This window comes from Rhodobacter viridis, assembly GCF_003217355.1.
GTDB classification, from domain to species: domain Bacteria; phylum Pseudomonadota; class Alphaproteobacteria; order Rhodobacterales; family Rhodobacteraceae; genus Rhodobacter; species Rhodobacter viridis.
Window position 1 is genome coordinate 38,815 of sequence record NZ_QJTK01000012.1, and the last position, 20,893, is coordinate 59,707.

Sequence of the window (20,893 nt, forward strand, 5' to 3'; positions counted from 1 at the left end):
GCGGCGGTCGGGAACAAGGACGCGATCGGTCATCGATGGGCAACAGGCCATGGTTACACAGGTAAAGACGGGCCGCAGATCAGGCCCGTGCCACAGCGGAAAGGAAGCCCCGCCGCCCCCTGAACGCAACGAGTCTTTCGGGGCTGCGGCGATCCCCCGCAGTTGCGGGGGGCTCCGGGGCGTCCGCGGTGAAGATCGCTCACGGCGCGGTGCCGAAGAACCGTGCCTCGAAAACGGCCTGCGGCAGGGGGCGCTCGAACAGATAGCCCTGTCCGTGCTCGCAGCCGAGGTCGATCAGCGTCTGCAGCGCCGCCTCGGATTCGATCCCCTCGGCCAGCGCGACGAAGCCGAATTTCTTCGCCAGCCCGATGATCGCCTCGACGATCTGGCGGGCGTCGCCATCGGCCTCGATGCCGCGCACGAAGCTGGCGTCGATCTTCAGCGTCGTCACCGGCATCCGGCGCAGATAGGTCAGGCTCGAATAGCCGGTTCCGAAATCGTCGATGGCGAGCGCAATCCCCATCTTGCGCAGCCGCTGCAGCGCCTCCATCGCGCCCGGCACGTCGATCGCGAGCTGATCCTCGGTCAGTTCGATCTGCAACCCGAAGGGCGGCGCGACATCGTTCGTGGTCTTCCAGCCCACCCGCACCAGCTCCGCATCGAGCACATCGGCCCAGTCCTGCGCCGCAAGGCTGGAGGCGGTCTGGTTGATCGACAGCGTCCAGTCGGCATGGACAAGCCCCGCCCAGCGCCAGCGCGCCTGCACCGCCACCGCGCGGCGCAGCACCATCCGGTCGATCGCGGGCATCAGCCCCGCCTTGGCGGCGATCGGCAGGAAATCCCCCGGCATCACCAGCCCGTGCCCGGGCCGGTGCCAGCGCACCAGCGCCTCGCAGCCGCGCGGGCGTTTGTCCGCAAGCGCGAAGATCGGCTGAAAATGCAGCTCGAATTCGTCGTTTTCGAGCGCATTGATCAGCGCCACCCGGGTTTCCAGCTCGCGCAGCGCCTCGGCCCCCATCGAGGGTTCGTAGATCGTCACCGCCTGCCGGTCGGATTTCGCCGCATACATCGCCAGATCGGAATTGCGCAAAAGCGCATCGCGACTGTCGCCGTGACGGCCATAACAGGCGATCCCCGCCGAGGCCGAGGGCCGGTAATTGTGCAGCCCCGGCAGATCAAGCGGCCGCGCCAGATGATCGAGCAACGCCTCCGCCCGGGCCCGCGCCGCCGTCTCGTTGGCATTGCCGATCAGCACGACGAATTCGTCGCCGCCGATCCGCGCCGCCAATTCGTTTTCGCCCAGCACGGCGCGCAGCCGGTCGGCAATCACCGTCAGCAGCAGATCGCCGGTCTCGTGGCCCAGCGAGTCGTTCACCGATTTGAACTTGTTCAGGTCAAGATACATCAGCGCGAAGGACTGACCCGAGCGCGAGCAAAAGCCGATCCAGTCGTCGATCCGCTCGGCCAGAAGCCGCCGGTTGGCGAGGCCCGTGAGCTGGTCGAACTGCGCCATGCGCTGGTTGTCGGCCTGGGTCTGACGCAGCAGCGTCAGATCGGCCAGCATCGCGACATGGCCAAGCGTGGTCCCCGCCGCATCGGTCAGCCGGGTGATCCGCGCCCAGCAGGTCAGCTGGCGGTCGTCCCGACTGTGCAGCACCACCTCGCCCTGCCAGGTCCCGTCGGTCGGCGAAAGCTCCTGTCGCAGCCAGGATTCGTCGTTCGGCATGCCTGCCGCGATCCAGCGCGTCCCGCTGCGCGGCGTCACCAGCGCCTCGAGCTGCGGGGATGGGCCGGTGCCCAGATCAAGGCCGCTCATCCGCTCGAAGGCCGGGTTCGCCCGCACCACCCGAAACGCCGGATCGGTCACCACGATCGCATCGCTGGATTGCTCGAAGACCCGGTCGGCAAGCCGCTCCACCTCGCGCATGCGCAGCTCTTCGCTGACATCGCGGGCGCGCGTGAAGACGCCGATCACGGCCCCGTCGTCGTCGAAGATCGGGCGTCGCTCGGTCAAGAGATGCGCCGGTCGCAGCGCGCCGGGCTGGCCGTTGCGGGTTACGCTCGGGCGCAGGGCCGTCTCTTCCATCAGCACCGCCTGGCGCTTTGCGATCACCCCGGCCTCGATCCCGTTCTGATGCCGCGCCAGCTTTTCATCCATGAATTGCGACCGCCGCCGCCCCTCGATCTCGGCGGGGGTGAGGCCGAAAGGCATGGCATAGGCCTTGTTGGCGATCACCACCCGGCCATCGGTATCGGTCAGGGTCACCGGGTCGAGCGTGCTTTCGATCAGGAAACGCAAGAGTTCGGGGTTGCCCGCAGAGGTGCTGGCATTGACTGGCAGCAGCACCACCCACCAGGTCAGTCCCCGGGCGCCGAATCTGTCCGGGGTGCCGACGACATGGGCATCATAGGTTTGCTGCGCCCGTCCGGCGCGCAGGATGTGCAGCCGCAGCGCCTGCACCGCGCTCTTGTCCCGGATCGGCACAAACGGCTGTGCCGGGGCCGCATCCAGCGCCGCCGTCAGGGCGCGCGCCTCGCTGCGCGACAGAGCCCCGCGCAGGGCCCCGGAAGGATTGCCGCTGCGGTCGTCGCCCAGCATCCGGCGCGCGGGGTCATTCCAGTCCGCGATGCGCAGCGCATGGGTAAGAAGCAGCACCGGCACCGGCAGGCGGCGCAACAGATCGCCGGGAATATGCATCCCATCCGGTGCCTGATGCAGCGACAGCTCCAGCGCGGCCGCCTGTTCGGCGCAACTCACCCGCAGCCGGTCGAGCGCGGCCCGCAAGTCGGGGCTGTCACTCTCGGGGGGCAGCAGCGATTCCAGGGCTGCGAAACGGGCGTCGATCTCTGCGACAGGGTCATTCACCGGCCCGCAGGCCGTGAGCGCCGGATCCGGGGCGCTCGTCAAAGGTTTGCTGCGCGCGCTGGCGCGATTTGAAGCGGGTTTCCAATTCATCGAAAGACGCTCCCTCGGCGCCCGGAAAAGAGGAGATAAACAGTTTGAACTGGCAGTATGAATCGCGATCTGCGACGTTCTGTCAACGTTGCAATTCAGGGCTGCATTCCTGGGGACGGTCTACTGCCCGAAAAAGCGTCGCAGGGGCCGGTTTGCAGAGTCCATTTGCGTCATATTTTATCAAAGAAAGTTGCTCTGTCTCGGCTTGAGAGGAGTCCGGCCCGGGCAACTTTGCAAAACATTAGGGAAGCGCGGGCATTCTCGTTTCGGTTGCAAATGGGTGCTTTCAGATGTCGGAAAAACCTCTTCCCCGAAACTCGCTGCGGCGCGTGATGGTCACGACGCTCGGCATGCCCGCTTTGCTGGCGCTGGTTTTCGGGTTCGTCCTGATCGGCGAGCGCTGGACGGCGCTGTCGGATGCGCGGCAGGTGCAGCGGCTGATGGGACTGGCCGAGGCGGCGGCCAATGTGGCCCATGCCCAGCAGCTTGAAAGCGGGATGACGAGCCTGTTTCTCAATGGCAAGGAAGCCACCATCCCGGACAAGCTCGCAGCCCAGCGCAAGGCGGCCGATACGGCGCGCGTGGCCTTGATCGAGCATGCGAAAACGATCGGCCTTGACCAGTTGCCGCCGCAGATTGCGGCCCTGCTGACCGAGCTTGAAGGGGATTTCAAGAGAAGCGCCGACCTTCGCAAGGCCGTCGATGCCCGGCAGATCCCGCCGCCCGAGGCGATCGAATATTTCACCGAAATGAACGCCGATGTGCTGCAACTCGTCGACGTCGTGGCCGGTGCCAGCGCCGATGCGCAGATCAACGCGCGGATCACCGCCTATGCGGCGTTCACCACCGCGAAGGAACGGGCCGGGCTCGAACGCGCGCTGGGCTCGGGCGCGTTCCGCAAGGGGCAGTTCGACACGGTGACCCTGTTGAAGATACGCGCGATGGTGGCGCAGCAGGAGCAGGCTTTCCTGTTCTTTTCCGCCTTTGCAACGCCCGAGGATCAGGCCGCGGTGGATCGGCTGAACGAGCTGCCCGCCTCGATCGAGCTGAACCGGATGCGCGAGATTGCCTTTTCCTTCCCGACGACCCAGGACACGGGCGGCGTGACGGGGGATGCGTTCTTTGCCACCACCACCGCCCGGATCGAGGCGATGAAGCAGGTCGAAACCGAAATCGGCAACCGGATCGGGGCGGCGGCTGCCGCCAAGGCCCGCGCTGCGCTGATCGGCTTCCTGGGGGTCGGCGGCGTCATTCTGGCGGCGCTCGTCGCGTCGATGATGACGGGGGCGCGCTCGGTCTGGCGGACCGAAGGGGATGTGCGGGCACTGGTGCAGGCGGCGGATGCGATGGCGGGCGGTCAGCTGGATGTGGCCCTGCCGGTGCCGCGTCTGCGCGAGACCGCGCAGATGGGCAGCGCGCTCGACAGTTTCCGGGTCAGCATTCTCGAAGGCCAGGACATCGCCCGCAAGGCCGAAGAGGACCGCGAGGCGCATCGTCAGGAGGAAGCACGGCGCGAGGCGGCACAGCGGGCCGGCAAGGAGGCGCGACTGGCCCGCGAAGCCGAGGAGGCCCGGCGTCAGGCCGAGCAGGATCGCCGCATCGCCGCCGAGATTTCGGCGATGGTCACCGCCTGTGCCGATGGGGATTTCTCGCGCCGGATCGGGCTTGACGACAAGGAAGGGATGCTGGCCGAGATCTGCGCCGGTCTGAACCGGATCGGCGAGATCACGGATGCGGGCATCGCCGAGGTCAACAAGGCGCTGCGCCATCTGGCCGAGGGCGATCTGACCTATCACATGCAGGACGGGCTGGTGGGCGTCTTCGACGAAATGGCGCGCTCGGTGCGGGCGGCGAATGACAGCATTGCGCGGACGGTGCTGGCGATCGAGGCGGCCTCGGTGACGATCGACGGCTCGAGCTCCGAGATCAGCACCGCCGCCAATGATCTGGCGCGGCGCAGCGAACAGAATGCGGCCATGCTCGAGGAAACCGCCTCGGCGCTGGAGGAAATGTCGAGCTCGATCGGCAATATGGCGGGGATCGCCAATGACGCCAAGGAGCGGATGCGGGAGATCTCGACACGGGCCGAGACCGGCAACGGCATTGCGACCCGGGCGATGGAGGCGATGGAGAGCATTCGCCAATCCTCCGAACGGATCGAGCGGGTGTTGCAGGTGATCGACGACATCGCCTTCCAGACCAACCTTCTGGCGCTGAACGCGGGGGTCGAGGCGGCGCGGGCGGGCGAAAGCGGACGCGGCTTTGCCGTCGTCGCCTCGGAGGTGCGGGCGCTGGCGCAGCGCTCCTCGGAAGCCTCGCGCGAGATTGCGCAGATCATCGGCACGGCGACGCAGGATGTCGGCCGCGGGGTCGAGATGGTCGATCAGACCGCGGGCGCCTTGAGCGAGATCGTCGGCACGATCCGCGGCGCGCTCGAGCGGATCGAACATATCGCAGGCGCGGTGGGCGAGACCGAGGTCGGCATCTCGGAAATTTCGAAGGCGACGACCGAGCTGGATCGGGTCACGCAGCAGAATGCCGCGATGTTCGAAGAGACCAATGCCGCGCTCGGCGCGCTGAGGGTCGAGGCGGATGCGCTGGTCGAGAATGTGTCGCAGTTCCGCACCGACAAGGATGCGCCCGCGCAGCGGGGCCGGGCGGCCTGAGGCAGGCCCCGGCTTGGGACGGGCGGCAGGGCCGCCCGTTCCGCAGTGCCAAGGTCAGGCGCAGAGCGTCTCGGCCAGAGTTTCCTCGGGGGTCGAGATCAGCCGCAGCCCGAATTCGGCATTCAGCGTGGCGATCAGGTTCGGCGTCAGGAACCCCGGCGCGGTCGGCCCGACCCGGATATCGCGCACGCCAAGCGCCAGCAGAGTCAGCAGGATCACGATCGCCTTCTGCTCGAACCAGGACAGCACCAGCGTCAGCGGCAGATCGTTCACCCCGCAGCCGAGCGCCTCGGACAGGGCCACGGCCAGCCGGATCGCGGCATAGGCATCGTTGCACTGACCGAGATCCAGCAGCCGCGGCAGGCCGTCGACGCTGCCGAAATCGATGCCGTCAAGACGGAACTTGCCGCAGCCCAGCGTCAGCACCACTGTGTCTTGCGGCAGCGCCCGGGCGAGATCGGCATAATAGCTGCGCTCGGCCCGCGTGCCGTCACAGCCGCCGATCAGATAGAAATGCCGGATCTTCCCCGACTTGACCTTGTCGAGCACCGCGGGCGCGGCGTCGAGCAGGGTGGCGCGGCCAAACCCGGTCAGTTGCGTCACCACCGGCTCGGTCGCGGCAAAGCCCGCCAGGGTCTCGGCGCAGGCGACGACCGCGGCGAAATCCTCGTCCTCGATATGGCGCACGCCGGGCCAGCCGACGATCGACCGGGTGAAGATCCGGTCCTGATAGGCGCCGCTGCGCGGATCGATCAGGCAGTTCGATGTCATCACGATCGCCCCCGGGAAGGCGGCGAATTCGCTTTGCTGGTTCTGCCAGGCGCTGCCGTAATGGCCGACGAGATGCGGGAAGACCTTGAAGGCCGGATAGGCATGGGCGGGCAGCATCTCGCCGTGCGTATAGACATTGATGCCGCGCCCGGCGGTCTGTTCGAGAATGCGCAGCAGGTCGTGCAGATCATGCCCCGAGACGAGGATCGCCTTGCCCGCGACCGGGCGTCGGTTCACCGGCGTCGGCACCGGATCGCCGAAAGTGCCGGTCGCCCCGGCGTCGAGCATCTCCATCACCCGGAAGTTCAGCGTGCCGATCGCCATCGCCTCGGCAAAAAGCGCGCGCGCTTCGGTCGGCTCGGTTGCCAGGAAGGCCATGTGGCGATGAAAGCCCGCCGCCGCCACGGGGTCGGTCTGGCCGAGCACCCGGGCGTGTTCCATATAGGCGGCGATCCCCTTGAGTCCGTAAAGGCACAGGAGCCGCAGGCCCATCACATCCGCGCCGATCCGCGCCGCATCGCGGTCGAGCGCCACCTGCCGACCGGCCTCGCTCAGCCCGGCGGCATCGCTGGGCCATGTGGCATCGGCGAGCGCAGGCAGAGAGGGCAGCGCCGCCCCGGCTTCGGCGCACAGCCCGCGCAGCCGGTCGCGCAGCTTTTGCGCCTCGGTCGTATAGCCGGCAAGCCGCTCGGGGTCGAAGTTGACGTTCGTCAGCGTCGCAAACAGCGCCTTCGGCACGAAGGCATCGACCTCGGCATCGATGATCCCCTGCGCCCGCGCCGCGACGGCATAGCTCGACACCGCCATCAGCGCGCAGATGAGCGCATCCTGAAGATCGGAGACGGCGGCGGTCTTGCCGCAATCGCCACGCGCGAAGCGGCAGCCGACACCGGTCGCGGTGTGCAGGGTCTGTTCGCACTGGATGCAAAACATCTGATGTCCTTTCGGGAGAGAGCAAGTATCGTGGTATTTCTGATACCATTTAAACTCTCTCCGCAACGTGGTATTGTGAATTCCACGATGGGCGCAACGCAAAGCCGCGCCCGGAGCCGGAGAGCGACGCATGCATCTGATGTCATCGACCGATTTCGCGCTGCGCACGCTGCTTTTTCTGGCATCCGAACCGGAGCGGCTGGTCAATACCGAGGCACTTGCGCAAGCCCTCGCTGTGTCTCGCAACCATCTTCAGAAGGTGGTTCAGACGCTGGTGGCCGGAGGATTCGTGCGCACGGTGAAGGGCGCGAAGGGGGGCGTGCTGCTGGCGCGGCCCGCGACCGAGATCCGCGTCGGCGCGGTGGTGCGTCATTTCGAGGCCCGCCAGCCGATCGTGGCTTGTTTCGCCCCCGACGGGCAGTGCGTCGTCGAGCCGCTCTGCGGGTTGAAAGGCGTTCTTTCCTCGGCGCAGGGGCAGTATTTCCGCTTCCTCGACGCCTACAGCATCGCCGATTGCCTGCGCCGCAGGCCCGCCCCGCAAGGCGTCTGAGGGCGCGCGATCAGATCGCGCCCCCCGAGGCCCGCACCGGGCTTTGCCGCGCCATCATGAAGGCGCGCAGCCTGGCCTCGTCGAGCGGCGGCGCGATGAAGAAGCCCTGCATCCTGTCGCAGCCGATCGCGCGGAGTGTCTCTGCCTGTGCCGCGGTCTCGACCCCCTCGGCAATCGTGGTGATGCCAAGGCTGCGGGCGATCTGCACGATCTGGCGCACGAGCCCGGCATCCTGGGTGTCGCGCCGCATCGCCGCGACGATCCGCCGGTCGATCTTCAACGCCGAGGGCCGGATCTCCATCAGCCCGACGATCGAGGTCTGACCCGAGCCGAAATCGTCGATCTCGATCTCGATCCCCTGCGCGCGCAGCCGCGCCAGAGCTTCGCGGAAATCGTCGCCTTCCTCCTGCCAGTTTCCGGTTTCGAGCAGCTCCAGCGCCACCCGGGTCCGGTCGCGCGCGACCTTGCGGGCCGCCAGCGGCAAGGAGGGGTCGCGCAACCGCCCGGCGCAGACATTGAAGGAGACCCGCTGCAGCACGATCCCCGCGCCCTCGAGCCGGTCGAGCACCTCGGCGGTCTTTTCCATCACCACACGGTCGATTTCCGCCACGATCTGCAATTCCCGCGCCACCCGCAGGAAGGCCTCGGGGGTCATCAGGCCGCGTTCGGGATGGCGCCAGCGCACCAGCACCTCGACCCCGACAAGGGACATGTCACTCGTGCGCACCTGAGGCTGGAACCAGGGTTCGAACTCGTTTTTCTCGAAGGCCCAGTGGAAGTGTGCGGCCAGCTGCCGGTCGAGATGCATCTGTTCGGCCAGCGCATGGGCGAAAATCTCGACCCGGTCACGCCCGGCGGTCTTGGCGCGATAAAGCGCGGCATCGGCGTAAAGCTGCAGTTCTTCGGCCAGATCGGTCATGTCCTCGGCAATCACCACGCCAAAGGAGGCGCTGATCCGGCAGGGATGGCCACGATAGCGCAGCGGCTCGTCGAGCCCGCGGCGCAGCCGTTCGACGATGGCGCGGGCGCGCATTTCGGTGGTGCCCGGGGCGAGCAGCAGACAGAATTCGTCGCCACCAAGGCGCGCCGCGAAATCATCCGCCTGCAGGTTGCGGCGCAGAAGATCGGCCACGCGGATCAGCACCTGATCGCCCGCCGCGTGGCCCAAAGTGTCGTTCACATGCTTGAAGTGGTCGAGGTCGACCTGGATCAGCACACAGTCGCGCGGACCATGACCCGCTTCGGCCGCATGCAGACGGGCCTCGATGTGGCGGTCGAAATAGCGCCGGTTCGGCAGCCGGGTCAGCCCGTCATGCAGCGCCAGATGCTCGTTTTCGTTGCGCATCTGCTCGGCCAGCGCATAGGCGCGTTCCAGCTCGGATTCGCGCGTGACGTCGGGGGTGGCGTCGTAAAGCGCCCCGGTCCAGATCACCGTGCCATCGGGTTTCGCCTCGGGGATCGAGGCCGCCATCAGCCAGATCATCCCCCGCTCGGGGTGGGCATAGCGAAACCGCATCCGCCACGGTGTCAGCTCTGCCGCGCTGATCCGGGTCAGCTCTTCCATCGCGGGCCGATCCTCGGGCAGAACTCCGGCCAGCAGCGCCCCCCCAAGCCGCGCGATCTCGGCCCGGTCGCGGCCGACGAGTTCGCCGAACCGCCCGCTCGTATAGGGGAAATCGGTGCGGCCATCCGGGTGCAGCCGGAATTCGAACAGCCCGACCGGCACGATGTCGAGGATCGAGGCGATGCGGGCATGGGCGAGGCGGACCTCTTCGGCGGCCGCCGTCACCTGCGCCTCGATCTGCAGACGATCGGTGATGTCGAGCGCCTTGCCGAACCAGTGCACCGCCCCGTCGGGCTGCGCCGAGGGCGAGGCCCAGAGATTGACCCAGCGTGTCTCGCCATCGGCGTCCATCACCCGGTGCCGCGCCTCGAGCAGGCTCAGCGACTGCCGCGAGGCGAGGAAGGCATTCTGCACCGCCTCGAAATCCGCGCGCGGGATGTTGCGGAAGACGGGGGGGCCGCCCGCGGCCATGATGCTGTCGGGCACGCCCAGCAATTCGGCGAATTTGCGGGTGAAATAGGGAAACCCGATCCGGCCGTCGGCCTCGCGGCGCAACTCGAAAAGCGCCCCGGGCACGTTCTGCGCGATCGTGTTCAGCCGTTCATGGGCGATCTGCACTTCGGTTGCCGCCTCGGCCAGCTTGCGCTCGCTTTCCTTGCGGGCGGTGATGTCCTGAAACGCCCCGGCGATGCGCACGGGCAGGCCGTCCTCGAACTGCGCCTCGCCCAGCGAGACTACCCAGATCCGCGTGCCATCAGCCCGGATCAGCGGCAGCTCGAACTGCCAGGGTGTGCCATGCTGCATCGCGGCCTCGACGGCGGCTGCGACGATCGGGCGGGCTTCGGGGGCGTAGAAGGCGATCGCCTTTTCCAGCGGCGGCACGGTTCCGGGGGGCATGCCGTGGATGCGGCAGGTTTCATCGGACCAGTAGATTTCCTGCGTTCGGACGTCGAGTTCCCAGCAGCCGAAACCGGCGAGCGCCCCCGCCTTTTCCAAAAGCCCCTGCACCCGGCGCAATTGCCCTTCGCGCGCCTTCACCGCGTCGATGTTGCGATGCACGCCATACATCCATTCCGGGCGCCCCTGCGCGTCGCGGCTCTGCAACCGCCCGACATCGCGCACCCAGATCCAGCGGCCGTCCTTGCGCCGCATCCGCACCTCGACCTCGTACCATTCGGTCTCGCCCGCGAAATGGCGCTGCAATTCATGGTTGGAGCGCGCCAGATCGTCGGGATGACAAAGCTGCAGCCAGGTCTCGATGCTGATCGGGGCGAGCTCGGCCAGACGATAGCCGACGATCCCGGCCCAGCGTTCGTTGAACCGCGTCTCGCCGGTCTGCACGTTCCAGGCCCAGGTGCCGAGCCAGGTCTCGTCGACGTAATGGGCGAAGTGGTCGCGCTCGGCGCGCAGGCGCGCGACATCCTCGGCCGCGGCGGCATCGTTCAGGACGGCGCGTCCGGCCTGCCCGGGGGCGAGGCGCAAGAGCGTGACATGGCAGGGAAGGGGGGGCAGCAGGCCCCGGGTCAGCGACAGGCGCAGCGTCGTCGCGGTTTCGGGCGAGGCCAGCCAGTCCGCAAGCTGCAGCCGATCGGCGGGGATGAACAGATCGGGGAAAGGAGTGCCGCCACGCGCGGTGCCGCTCTGACCGAGCAGATCAAGAGATCCCGCAACCACGGTGATCCGCCCGGTCGGGTCGAAATCGATCGTCAGCGACGACGGCCCGTCGCGCGCGTTGGTCTTCACTTCTCCCGTCGCGGCTCCAAAATCCGGCACATTGAGCATATGTCTCCCCCCGAGCCCTGCATGAACCATGCAGGACCTTCCCTCCCCGACTCAGGGGATCATAATATGGTTAACGAAAAATTAACGCTTTCGTGCCAATCCGCGCCGAGGGCCGCGGGATCGGGTTTTCGCCCCTGTTTGGGCGCCGGAGCTGGCGGAGGATGGCCGTCCTGCCTCTTGCCAGCCGCGATTTCGGGTTGTAAGACGCGCCCTGTGCGGGTGTTGTGTAATGGTAAGACCCTAGCCTTCCAAGCTAGAGACACGGGTTCGATTCCCGTCACCCGCTCCATCCTTCCAGCTTTGACGAAGGCGATCCGCCCTGCCAGAGTGGCGCGGCAGGAGGAGTTCGCATGGCCGGTGGTTGGGCGCGCGATGGCGCGGTTCAGGATCAGATCGACGCCTCGATCGAGGACGAGCTCAAGCGCATGGCGGCGCGGCGGGGTCTGGTGGGCGAAAGCGCGCGGACCTGCATCGACTGCGACGAGCCGATCCCGGAAGAGCGTCGGCAGGCCGTGCCCGGCGTGAAGCTCTGCCGCGACTGCGCCGCCGATCGCGATGCGGCCAAGGCCCGCCAGCCGCGGCCCGGCATGAACCGGCGTGCCTCGAAAGACAGCCAGTTGAAATGAAAAAAGGGACCGGTTGCCCGGCCCCAAGTCAGCGATGAGAGAGTTTCGGGAGCGGCGCCTGACCGGGGATCATTTGGTCAGGATCAGCTTTCCCTGCCGCGTGATACGCAGCGTATAGGTTTGTCCGTCGAGATCGATCTGCGCCAGGTTGCCGCCCCTGGTCAAAATGCGCGCATCATGGGCCGGAAGCACCGGCGTGGCGCTGCCCGACATCGGAAGGGTCATGTTCATGCGCAGCCCTCCCGCCGGTCCAGCATCGCCTCATACCGCTGTGCATGGTCGAACCCGGTGCTGAGCGCGGCGACAAGGTCGGACAGGGAAAACGGCACCGGCGCCCGGTCGTCGTGCCGGGGCAGGGCCGGACGGTTGCGAGTGAAGAGAGCAAGGGTCATGAGGTGAACCTCGGCGGTTGTGGATGATGTGCTAAACCTGACTGATTCAATCGGAAATGTAAAGCCGGAATCTTTTCGTCGGAAATTTCTTGACCCGCTTGGGTGGAAACCGCTTGGCAATCCGGCTGACTGCGGCTTCTCTGGACGGGCAGGAGAGGGAGAGCCGGATGCGGATCGGAATTCTGGGGACGGGCACGATTGCGAGCGCCGTGGTGCGCGGCATGGAGGGCGACGGGCACGAGATCACCGTCTCCGAACGCGGCGCGGCCCATGCGGCGGCGCTGGCGCGGGACTGCGCCTGTGTCACCATCGCGCCCAATCAGGCGGTGCTGGAGCGCTCCGAGGTGGTGATCCTCGGCCTTGTGGCCGAAACGGCGGCGCAGCTTCTGCCCGACCTTGGCTTTCGGCCCGATCAGCGGGTGATCTCGCTGATGGCGGGGGCGACGCTGGCGCAGGTCGCGCAATGGGTCGCTCCGGCCCGGGCCGAGGCGGTGATGCTGCCCTATCCGGCGATCGCGACGGGCGGCTCGCCGATCCTCGCCTGTGGCGAGACCGCGCTGATCGAGACGCTGTTCGGGGCGCGCAACCGGATCTATGCGCTCGGCGCCGAGTCCGAGCTGACCGATTGGCTGGCCGCGCAGGCGGTGCTGTCGCCGGTGGCGCTTCTGGTGCAGGAAACGGCGGGCTGGCTTGCGGCGCGCAGCCGCGATCCGGCGGCGGGCGAGGCCTTCCTGCGCCATCTGGTCGGCGTCAGTCTGCAGGCCGGGCCGGTCGCCGATCTGCTGGCCGCGCTCGACACCGAGGGGGGCTACAACCAGCGCCTGCGCCGCCACATGGAAGCGGCGGGGATGGTGCCCGATCTGCTGGCGGGGCTCGACCGTCTGGCCGGGCGCAGCTAGCGCGGCTGCGGCGCCGGGGCGCTGAGCGTGCGGTTGAATTTCGTCGGCGCCACCCCGAACCGGGCGCGGAAGCTGCGCGAGAAATGCGCCACGGTCGAAAATCCGCAGGCGACGGCGACCTCGATCAGCGTCATCTCGGTGGTCGACAGCAGGTTGCGGGCGTGATCGAGCCGCAGCCCGCGGTAGAAGTCCCCGGGCGTCTCGCCCAGCACCGACAGGAACATCCGCTCCACATGGCGGCGCGAATAGCCCGAGGCGGTGACGATCTCGGCCAGCGGCACCGGGTCTTCCAGATGCGCCTTCATCCGCGCCACCATCGCGATCAACCCCGGATTGCGCGAGCGGATCAGCACCGACAGCGCCGAGCGCTGCGCCGCATCGACCCCCACCATCACCTTGCGCAGGCACATCTCCGACACCATCGCGGCGAATTCCGCGCCATGATCCTGCGCGATCAGCGAAATCATCATGTCGGTCGAGGCCGCGCCGCCACCGCAGGTCATCACCTTCGCCGCGATCTCGAACATCGCGGGCGTGGGGGTCAGTTCAGGAAAATCCTCGCAAAAGGCGGGCTGGTTTTCCCAATGCAGGGTGAAACTTGCCCGGTCCAGCAAGCCCGCCTTGGCCAGCGCGACGGCGCCGGTGCAGATCCCGCCCACGGTGCCGCCAAAGCGTGCATGCGCCCGCACCAGCGCCACCACCGGCTCCGCCGCGGCGGCCGCGGCCGGATTGCCCGAGCAGACGAACAGCCGGGTGTCCCGGGGCAGGGCGGCCAGCGGCCCATCGGTGCAGACCGAAATCCCCGAAGACGAGGCGACGGCGGCACCGCCCTCTGACAGCAGCCGCCACTGATAAAGCGGCTGTTGCGAGAGTTGATTGGCAATCCGCAGCGGCTCCACCGCCGAGGAAAAGGCAAGCAGGGTGAAGCCCGGCACGAGCAGGAACGCGTATTTGCGGGTCTCGCCCGGGGTTTCGACGGGAAAGAAGGCCGCGCCCTGCGGCACGAGCGGAAGCGAATCGGTCATCGGGTCCCCGAAGCGTGGATATCCCTGCGTGACACGACGACGCGGGGGATCGCAACAGCCCCGCGCGGCCCCTCAGGCATCCCGGGTCAGGATCCATTCGCTGGCGGGATCGGGCTGGAAGCGCCAGTTCCGCCGCGGCCCGGCCATGACGTTGAGGTAATACATCTCGAAGCCATAGGGGGCGCCGCAGGGGTGATGGCCGCGCGGGACGCAGACAACATCGCCATCCTTCACCGCCATCGTCTCGTCAAGGCTGCCGTCTTCGGTATAGACCCGCTGCACCCCCCAGCCCTGCGCCGGGTTGAGCCGGTGGTAATAGGTCTCCTCGAGATAGGTGATGCGGGGGAAGTCATCCTCGTCATGGCGGTGGCTCGGATAGGACGACCAATGACCCGCAGGCGTAAACACCTCGGTGACCAGCAGGCTGTCGCAATAATCCTCGTTTTCCATCGCGATGTTGTTGATGTGACGGGTGTTTCCGCCCTTCCCGCGCGGCGTGAGCGTGATCCCCTCCGGCCCGATCCGGCGCGCAGGATGCCCGCCCTTGCCCGGCGCGGCACAGACGGCAATCGTGCAGTCGGTCTCGGCCACGGCCGACCAATCCTGCCCGTTCGGCACATAAAGACAATGCGGCGGGGTCTTCTCGAAGACATTCATCCGCTCGCCGAGCATGCCCCAATCCTGCCCGGCCGCGGTCAGATGCGCCTTGCCCTCGACCATGACCAGGATCACCTCGTTGCCCCCGGTCGCCTCGGCCGTCCCCTCGCCCGCGCGCAGCCGGTAAAGCGAGAACCCCACATAGCGCCATCCCGCCGAGGCCGGGGTGATCTCATGCACCTTCCCATGCGCCCCGAAAGGCTTGCGCAGCAACGTCATCCCGTGTCCCTTTATCTTGCACTAAATACCTCGGATGGGGTCCGGAGAAGGCAGCGCCTTCCCCGTGTTTTGGCCCCGGCTTTCGTTACGAACAGCCGCAGCCGCACCCGGCATCGAGCCCCGCCGCCCGCGCCGCCGCCTTCAGCGACTTCAGCCCCAGCGACTGATACTGCAGCGGATTGCGCAGCTTCGGATCCTGCTCGGCCTCGATCACCAGCCAGCCGCTGTAATGCGCGCTCGCAAGGATCCGCATCAGCGGCAGGAAGTCGATCGCCCCTTCGGGATCGCCCGGCACGGTGAAAGCCCCGGCCAGAACGCCCTGCAGGAAGGACAGATTCTCGGCCCGGACCCGGTCACAGATCGCGCGACGGATGTTCTTGGAATGGAAATGCGCAACGCGCCCCACATGCCGCGCCAGAACTTCCTCGGGGTTGCCGCCGCCAAAGGTGCAATGCCCGGCATCGAACAACAGGTGCGCATGCGGCCCGGTCGCGGCCATGAAGGCGTCGATTTCTTCCGGACTTTCGACCACGGTGCCCATATGGTGGTGATAAGCAAGCGTCACGCCCTCGGAGGCCAGATAGGCCGCAAAGGCCTCGATCTTCGCGCCAAAGGCCACCATCTCGTCAGCCGTCAGGCGCGGCCGCGCATTCACCGGCGTCGTCGGGCTGCCATGCACGGTGTTCGAGCATTCGCAGACGATGCAGACCTTGCAGCCGTTCTCCTTCAGCTTCGCCAGATGCCCCTGCACCGACTTGATCTCGTCCTCGACCGAGCCGACGAGCAGATTGGTCGAATACCAGCCCGAGACGAACTTCAGCCCATACGCCCCCAGCAGCGCCTTCAGCGCGACCGGATCCTCGGGCCAGCGGTGGCCGTTCTCGATACCGTCAAAGCCGATCTCGCGGCCCGCTTCGCGCAGGATCTGCTCGGTCGGAATATCGGCGCCGATCGTCTGATCGTCATCATTCGCCCAGGCGATGGGGTTCGTGCCGTAAAGGATCATCTTTTCCTCTTTTCCCGGGCCTTGTTTTTTCTTGGCCCAAATACGCTGGGGGGTCCGGGGGCAAAGCCCCCGGCCTTCGGTTCAGTTCACGACATTCTGCCGGGCGGCGGCCTTCACATAGCGCTCGCGCGCCGCCTCAAGCCGCGCAGGCCCGCCCACTTGCGGCACGGCCACATCCCACCAATGCCCGCCCGCGCCGGTGCCCGGCACCGGATCGGTGTCGATCAGGATCACGCTCGGGATCTTGCGCCCGCGCGCGGCGACGATCGCGGCTTCCAGATCGGCGATCGAGCCGACCTTCTCGGCATGCGCCCCCATCGAGGCCGCATGGGCGACGAAATCGATCTGCGGCCCCTCTTCGATGCGGCAGTCCTTGTAAAGGTTGTTGAACTCGGCCCCGCCGCATTCCTGCTGCAGCCGGTTGATGCAGCCATAGCCACGGTTGTCGGTCAGCACGATGGTGAAGGGCACATGACGCATCACCGCGGTGGCAAGCTCCGAATTCGCCATCATGTAGCTGCCATCACCGACGAAACAGATCACCTCTTTCCCGGGGCGGGCGAGCGCAATCCCCAGCGCCCCCGCCACCTCGTAGCCCATGCAGGAATAGCCGTATTCCATGTGATAGCCGCCTGGCGCCGCCTGCCAAAGCACCTGCAGCGCCCCCGGCATCGTGCCCGCCGCGCACATCACGATGCTGTCCTTCGTCACCACCCGCTGCACCGCGCCGATCACCTGCGCATCCGAGGGCAGATTGTTCGCATCGCCTCGCGCGGGCGGCGCCGTCACCACCTTCACCGCAGCCTGCCAGGCCAGCCGCGAGGCCGCATCAAAGGCCGGGGCCTTGTGATCGCCAAGCGCCGCGGAGATCTTCTGCAAGCAGACCTTGGCATCGCCGACAAGCCCGACCGCCCCGTGCTTGAGCGCGTCATAGCCCGCAAGGTTGATGCTCACGAGCTTGCGCCCTTCGGCCCCGAAAACCGTCCATGAGCCGGTGGTGAAATCCTGAAACCGGGTGCCGACCCCCAGCACCAGATCGGCCTTGGCACAAAGCTCGTTGGCACAGGCCGAACCGGTCACCCCGGGCGAGCCGAAGTTGAACGCATCGTCCCAGCCATTCGCTCCCTTGCCCGCCTGGGTCTCGACAAAGGGAATGTTGTGGGCCGCTGCGAAGGCCGCCAGATCGGCCTCGGCACCCGAATAGATCACCCCGCCGCCCGCGACGATCACCGGGGCTTCGGCCGCCTTGATCAGCGCCACGACCTCGGCCAGTTCCTGCAGATCCGGCTCGGGGCGGCGGATGCGCCAGACCTTCGGCGCGAAGAACTCGACCGGATAGTCGAAAGCCTCGGCCTGCACGTCCTGACAGAAGGCGAGACAGACCGGGCCGCAATTGGCCGGATCGGTCATCACCGCGAAAGCGCGGGGCAGGGCGGTCAGCAGATGCTCGGGCCGCGAAATCCGGTCGAAATAGCGCACCACCGGGCGGAAGCAGTCATTGGCCGAAATCGTGCCGTCGTCGAAATCCTCGATCTGCTGCAGCACCGGATCGGGGCGGCGGTTGGCAAAGACATCGCCCGGGATGAAAAGCACGGGCAAGCGGTTCACATGGGCGAGCGCCGCCGCCGTCACCATGTTCGTCGCCCCCGGCCCGATCGAGGAGGTCACCGCCATCGCGCGCTTACGCTTCATCGTCTTCGCATAGGCAATCGCCGCATGGGCCATCGTCTGCTCGTTCTGCCCCCGCCAGGTCGGCAGCGCATCGCCGATGCCGTGCAAAGCCTCGCCGATCCCCGCCACGTTGCCGTGGCCGAAAATCGCCCAGACGCCTTCGAGGAAGCGCTCGCCTTCCTCGGTCATCTGCACCGAAAGCCAGCGCATCATCGCCTGCGCCGCCGTCAACCGGATCGTCTCACCCGCCATCTTTCGCCTCTCCCGGGATCAGCGGGCCAGAACCCGCAACCCTTTCATCTTGCTTCAAATATCTCGGGGGTGTGGGGGCAGCGCCCCCACCCGCCCGTTTCACCGCGCCGCCACGTGCCCCCGCGCACCGACCCGCGCCCGGTCCCAGACCGTGCACAGCCGCGCATAGCGCCGCGCCATTTCCGCCACCGCTTCCGCATCGCCGAGGTCGCCCTCGAACCAGGCCCGCGCGACGACGCCAAAGATCGTGCGACCCACGGCAAAGCCCTTCACCAGCGGGAAGCCCGCGGCGATGGCGAAGCTTTCCGCCAGATCCTCCTCGGGCGCATCAAGGCCCAGCACGACGATGCCGCGCGTATGCGGGTCGTTTTCCTCGATGGCGGCGCAGGCCGCGGCCCAGGCAGCCCGCGTCGCCATCGGTTCCAGCTTCCACCAGTCGGGGCAAACGCCCGCCGCGTAGAACTGCCGGATCAGCGTTGCCGTCGTGGTCTCGGTCACCGGACCGACCTTCGACGGGATGATTTCCAGAAGGAATTCCAGACGGTTGCGCCGCGCCGCCGTGTAAAGACGCACCACCTCCGCCTCCTGCGCGCGGCGCAGATCGGGCGCGTCGTCAGGGTGGCAGAAGACGAGCACCTTCACCACATTCTCGCGCGCCCAGTTTTCCAGACCGCCGCAATCGGGGCCAAGCTCGGGCTCCAGCTCCAAGGGCCGCGAGCCCGGCCATTCGCAGGGCCGCCCGATCCAGAGCCCGGTTCCGCTCGCCGCATGCAGCGCCTTCCGGCCGATGCGGTTGTCGCACAGGATGCCGTAGCCGGGGCGTCCGCCCTGCACCTCGCGCGCGGCGGCCAGACACAGCTCCTTGAACCGGCTGCCCTTGTCGGCGGTGAAGCCGGGCAATTGCTCCAGCTGCATCCGGTGGTCGAAGGCAAAGACCCGCATCGTCGACCAATCGCCCTTGCGGGTCGTCGCCCAATGCACCTGCTCAAGCTCGGCATCATTGCGCAGATCCGGCCGCACCACCCCGCGCCGCAGGAAGAACTTCAGCTCCTCGAGGCTCGGATAGGCCGGAGTGCAGCCGTGACGGCTGACCGCGAAAGCCCCGCAGGCATTGGCATATTCGAGCGCGCGCGGCCAGGCCTCACCATCGAGCCAGCCCTTCAGAAGCCCCGAAAAGAACCCGTCCCCGGCGCCGAGCACGTTGAAGACCTCGATCGGGAAACCGGGGCCGCTTTGGCCGTCATCGAGGCTGTCGGGAATGGTTCCCTCGAAGGCCACCGCCCCCTTGGCGCCGCGCTTGCAAACGAGCGTCGCGTTCGACACCGCCCGCACTGCCCGCAAAGCCGCGATCGTGTCGGTGCTGCCGCCCGCGATATGGAATTCCTCTTCCGTGCCGACGATCAGATCGAAAAGATGCAGCGTGCCCAGAAGCTTCGCCGTCACCTTGGCGCTTTCGACAAAGCGGCTTTCGCCCGCGCCATGCCCCGCCACGCCCCAGAGGTTCGGCCGGTAATCGATATCGAGCGCCGTCTTCGCCCCATGCTTGCGCGCCAGGGCCAGCGCCTTCAGCACGGCGGCTTCGGTGCGCGGGTGCGACAGATGCGTGCCGGTGGCCAGAACCGAGCGGGCTTCGGCGATGAACCCCTCCTCGATATCGGCCTCGCAAAGCGCCATGTCGGCGCAATTCTCGCGGTAGAAGATCAGCGGGAACTGCTCCTCGTCGCGGATGCCGAGGATGACGAGCGCCGTCAGCCGCTCGGGATCGGTCTTCACGCCGCGCACATCGACGCCCTCGCGCCCGAGCTGCTCGCGGATGAAGCGCCCCATATGTTCGTCGCCCACCCGCGTGATCAAGGCCGAGCGCAGCCCCAGACGCGCGGTGCCGCAGGCGATATTCGTCGGCGAGCCGCCGATGTATTTCTGAAACGACCCCATATCCTCGAGCCGCCCGCCCACTTGCGTCCCGTAAAGGTCCACGCCAGCCCGGCCTATGGTGATCACATCAAGGGTCTTCATCTTTCGGTCCTATCGGCTCGGGGTGGTCCGGAGGGGCCCGAAGGCCCCTTCGGGCAGGGGGTGCGGGGGGCGGCAGCCCCCCGTTCGGGTCCGGGCGCAGTACGCCCGGAAACCGTCAGAGACCGGCCTTCACGAAGGCGATGCTCTCGGCCAGCGCCGCTTCCGGGTCGGCCAGATCATGCACTTCGGTGGCAAAGGGCTCGAAGCTGAACGGACCGGCATAGCCACCCGCCAGAAGCGCCTTGATCTGCGGCAGGTTTTCCAGTCGGTCCTGGGCATCGACCAGCACCCGATGCGCATCAAGCATGCCGCCCACCAGCAGACCCGGATCATTGACGCCCGAGATATGCACCAGCGCCGTGCGCTGCGGGTAGAACTCGGTCTCGCCCGCAAGGTGATGGTGGAAGGTGTCGTGCAACAGCCGGAAGGTGCCGTCATCGCCCGCCTCGGTGATCGCCGCGATCGCCTCTTTCTTCGTGCGCAAGGACGAGACCGGGAAGCCGAGCGGCTCCACCAGACCCATCAACCCGCGCGATTTCAGCATCGGCTTGATCGCGTCCAAAGCCGCCACGACCTGCGAATGCGCCACCGCCCGGCCCTCGTTCAAGGGGCACATGACCAAAGCCTTGGCCCCACAAGCCGCCGCGTAATCGGCCATCTTCTCGGCCTTCGCGGGCAGATCGCCCGACCAGACGTTGAACGGATAAAGCGCGTTGATCGAGAGGATCGTCACGCCCGCATCCTCGGCCGCCGACTTCACATCGGCCGCTTTCCAGCTGCTCATCACGTCGGGCAGATCGTTGCGAATCTCGACCTCGGTCGAGCCCAACCGCTTCGCCATCTCGAAGAACTCGACCAACGCCACTTTCGGCGCCGCGATGTGGTTCATTGCAAAACGCATCGCTTCC

Annotated in this window: 15 protein-coding genes and 1 tRNA gene; 5 read left to right on the forward strand and 11 right to left on the reverse strand. The window is 67.1% G+C overall.

The features are described 5' to 3' along the window. Positions 1–199: 199 nt before the first annotated feature. Positions 200–2,908, reverse strand: a complete 2,709-nt coding sequence (locus C8J30_RS14005) for a putative bifunctional diguanylate cyclase/phosphodiesterase (protein ID WP_181420887.1) — start codon at positions 2,906–2,908, stop codon at positions 200–202. Positions 2,909–3,288: 380 nt separating this feature from the next. Between C8J30_RS14005 and C8J30_RS14010 the strand changes: the two genes are divergently transcribed. Then, positions 3,289–5,622, forward strand: a complete 2,334-nt coding sequence (locus C8J30_RS14010) for a methyl-accepting chemotaxis protein (protein WP_245909829.1) — start codon at positions 3,289–3,291, stop codon at positions 5,620–5,622. A 54-nt stretch (positions 5,623–5,676) separates the two neighbouring features. Here the strand turns inward: C8J30_RS14010 and hcp are convergent, their stop codons facing one another. After that, positions 5,677–7,326: a hydroxylamine reductase gene (gene hcp / locus C8J30_RS14015; RefSeq protein WP_110806475.1), complete on the reverse strand. Its 1,650-nt coding sequence runs from the start codon at positions 7,324–7,326 to the stop codon at positions 5,677–5,679. Positions 7,327–7,456: 130 nt separating this feature from the next. Here hcp and C8J30_RS14020 point away from each other — a divergent pair, with 130 nt between their 5' ends. After that, on the forward strand, positions 7,457–7,876 hold the full coding sequence (locus C8J30_RS14020; RefSeq protein WP_110806476.1) for an RrF2 family transcriptional regulator: 420 nt from the start codon (positions 7,457–7,459) through the stop codon (positions 7,874–7,876). 10 nt (positions 7,877–7,886) lie between these two features. Here the strand turns inward: C8J30_RS14020 and C8J30_RS14025 are convergent, their stop codons facing one another. Beyond that, complete coding sequence (locus tag C8J30_RS14025; RefSeq protein WP_181420888.1) at positions 7,887–11,183, reverse strand: sensor domain-containing protein; 3,297 nt, start codon at positions 11,181–11,183, stop codon at positions 7,887–7,889. A 254-nt stretch (positions 11,184–11,437) separates the two neighbouring features. Here C8J30_RS14025 and C8J30_RS14030 point away from each other — a divergent pair. Next, positions 11,438–11,511 (forward strand) — tRNA-Gly (locus C8J30_RS14030). Between the two features lie 61 nt (positions 11,512–11,572). Then, positions 11,573–11,848: a DksA/TraR family C4-type zinc finger protein gene (locus C8J30_RS14035; RefSeq protein WP_110806478.1), complete on the forward strand. Its 276-nt coding sequence runs from the start codon at positions 11,573–11,575 to the stop codon at positions 11,846–11,848. A gap of 69 nt (positions 11,849–11,917) precedes the next feature. On the opposite strand, the gene hemP is transcribed toward C8J30_RS14035, so the two are convergent. Continuing rightward, positions 11,918–12,079 carry a hemin uptake protein HemP gene (gene hemP / locus C8J30_RS14040; RefSeq protein WP_110806479.1) on the reverse strand — a complete coding sequence of 54 codons (162 nt, stop codon included), beginning with the start codon at positions 12,077–12,079 and terminating at the stop codon, positions 11,918–11,920. Continuing rightward, complete coding sequence (locus C8J30_RS18695; protein ID WP_181420889.1) at positions 12,076–12,240, reverse strand: hypothetical protein; 165 nt, start codon at positions 12,238–12,240, stop codon at positions 12,076–12,078. The genes hemP and C8J30_RS18695 overlap by 4 nt, the downstream gene beginning before the upstream one ends. Positions 12,241–12,407: 167 nt before the next feature. Here C8J30_RS18695 and C8J30_RS14045 point away from each other — a divergent pair, with 167 nt between their 5' ends. Next, positions 12,408–13,139 (forward strand): NAD(P)-binding domain-containing protein, encoded by a 732-nt coding sequence (locus C8J30_RS14045; RefSeq protein WP_110806480.1) that lies wholly within the window; start codon positions 12,408–12,410, stop codon positions 13,137–13,139. Here C8J30_RS14045 and C8J30_RS14050 read toward each other — a convergent pair. The 6 genes from C8J30_RS14050 to C8J30_RS14075 form a co-directional block, all read right to left on the reverse strand. Further along, positions 13,136–14,164, reverse strand: coding sequence for a GlxA family transcriptional regulator (locus tag C8J30_RS14050; RefSeq protein ID WP_110806481.1), 1,029 nt, complete (start codon positions 14,162–14,164; stop codon positions 13,136–13,138). The two genes, C8J30_RS14045 and C8J30_RS14050, sit on opposite strands and share 4 nt — an antisense overlap. Positions 14,165–14,236: 72 nt before the next feature. Next, a complete protein-coding gene (gene iolB, locus C8J30_RS14055; protein ID WP_110806482.1) occupies positions 14,237–15,040 on the reverse strand; it encodes a 5-deoxy-glucuronate isomerase in 804 nt (267 codons plus the stop codon). A gap of 85 nt (positions 15,041–15,125) precedes the next feature. Then, on the reverse strand, positions 15,126–16,046 hold the full coding sequence (iolE, locus tag C8J30_RS14060) for a myo-inosose-2 dehydratase (RefSeq protein ID WP_110806483.1): 921 nt from the start codon (positions 16,044–16,046) through the stop codon (positions 15,126–15,128). Positions 16,047–16,127: 81 nt separating this feature from the next. Beyond that, positions 16,128–17,969: a 3D-(3,5/4)-trihydroxycyclohexane-1,2-dione acylhydrolase (decyclizing) gene (gene iolD, locus C8J30_RS14065; protein ID WP_110806484.1), complete on the reverse strand. Its 1,842-nt coding sequence runs from the start codon at positions 17,967–17,969 to the stop codon at positions 16,128–16,130. 99 nt (positions 17,970–18,068) lie between these two features. Beyond that, on the reverse strand, positions 18,069–19,985 hold the full coding sequence (locus C8J30_RS14070; RefSeq protein ID WP_110806485.1) for a bifunctional 5-dehydro-2-deoxygluconokinase/5-dehydro-2-deoxyphosphogluconate aldolase: 1,917 nt from the start codon (positions 19,983–19,985) through the stop codon (positions 18,069–18,071). Between the two features lie 115 nt (positions 19,986–20,100). Continuing rightward, positions 20,101–20,886 carry a TIM barrel protein gene (locus C8J30_RS14075; protein ID WP_110806486.1) on the reverse strand — a complete coding sequence of 262 codons (786 nt, stop codon included), beginning with the start codon at positions 20,884–20,886 and terminating at the stop codon, positions 20,101–20,103. Positions 20,887–20,893 lie beyond the last annotated feature (7 nt).

What these genes read in the sequence shown, in the direction of transcription:
- C8J30_RS14010 (WP_245909829.1), top strand. Translation starts at nt 3,289, where the DNA reads ATGGTCACGACGCTCGGCATGCCCGCTTTGCTGGCGCTGGTTTTCGGG.
- hcp (WP_110806475.1), bottom strand. Translation starts at nt 7,326, where the DNA reads ATGTTTTGCATCCAGTGCGAACAGACCCTGCACACCGCGACCGGTGTC.
- C8J30_RS14020 (WP_110806476.1), top strand. Translation starts at nt 7,457, where the DNA reads ATGCATCTGATGTCATCGACCGATTTCGCGCTGCGCACGCTGCTTTTT.
- C8J30_RS14035 (WP_110806478.1), top strand. Translation starts at nt 11,573, where the DNA reads ATGGCCGGTGGTTGGGCGCGCGATGGCGCGGTTCAGGATCAGATCGAC.
- hemP (WP_110806479.1), bottom strand. Translation starts at nt 12,079, where the DNA reads ATGAACATGACCCTTCCGATGTCGGGCAGCGCCACGCCGGTGCTTCCG.
- C8J30_RS18695 (WP_181420889.1), bottom strand. Translation starts at nt 12,240, where the DNA reads ATGACCCTTGCTCTCTTCACTCGCAACCGTCCGGCCCTGCCCCGGCAC.
- C8J30_RS14045 (WP_110806480.1), top strand. Translation starts at nt 12,408, where the DNA reads ATGCGGATCGGAATTCTGGGGACGGGCACGATTGCGAGCGCCGTGGTG.
- C8J30_RS14050 (WP_110806481.1), bottom strand. Translation starts at nt 14,164, where the DNA reads ATGACCGATTCGCTTCCGCTCGTGCCGCAGGGCGCGGCCTTCTTTCCC.
- iolB (WP_110806482.1), bottom strand. Translation starts at nt 15,040, where the DNA reads ATGACGTTGCTGCGCAAGCCTTTCGGGGCGCATGGGAAGGTGCATGAG.
- iolE (WP_110806483.1), bottom strand. Translation starts at nt 16,046, where the DNA reads ATGATCCTTTACGGCACGAACCCCATCGCCTGGGCGAATGATGACGAT.
- iolD (WP_110806484.1), bottom strand. Translation starts at nt 17,969, where the DNA reads ATGGCGGGTGAGACGATCCGGTTGACGGCGGCGCAGGCGATGATGCGC.
- C8J30_RS14070 (WP_110806485.1), bottom strand. Translation starts at nt 19,985, where the DNA reads ATGAAGACCCTTGATGTGATCACCATAGGCCGGGCTGGCGTGGACCTT.
- C8J30_RS14075 (WP_110806486.1), bottom strand. Translation starts at nt 20,886, where the DNA reads ATGCGTTTTGCAATGAACCACATCGCGGCGCCGAAAGTGGCGTTGGTC.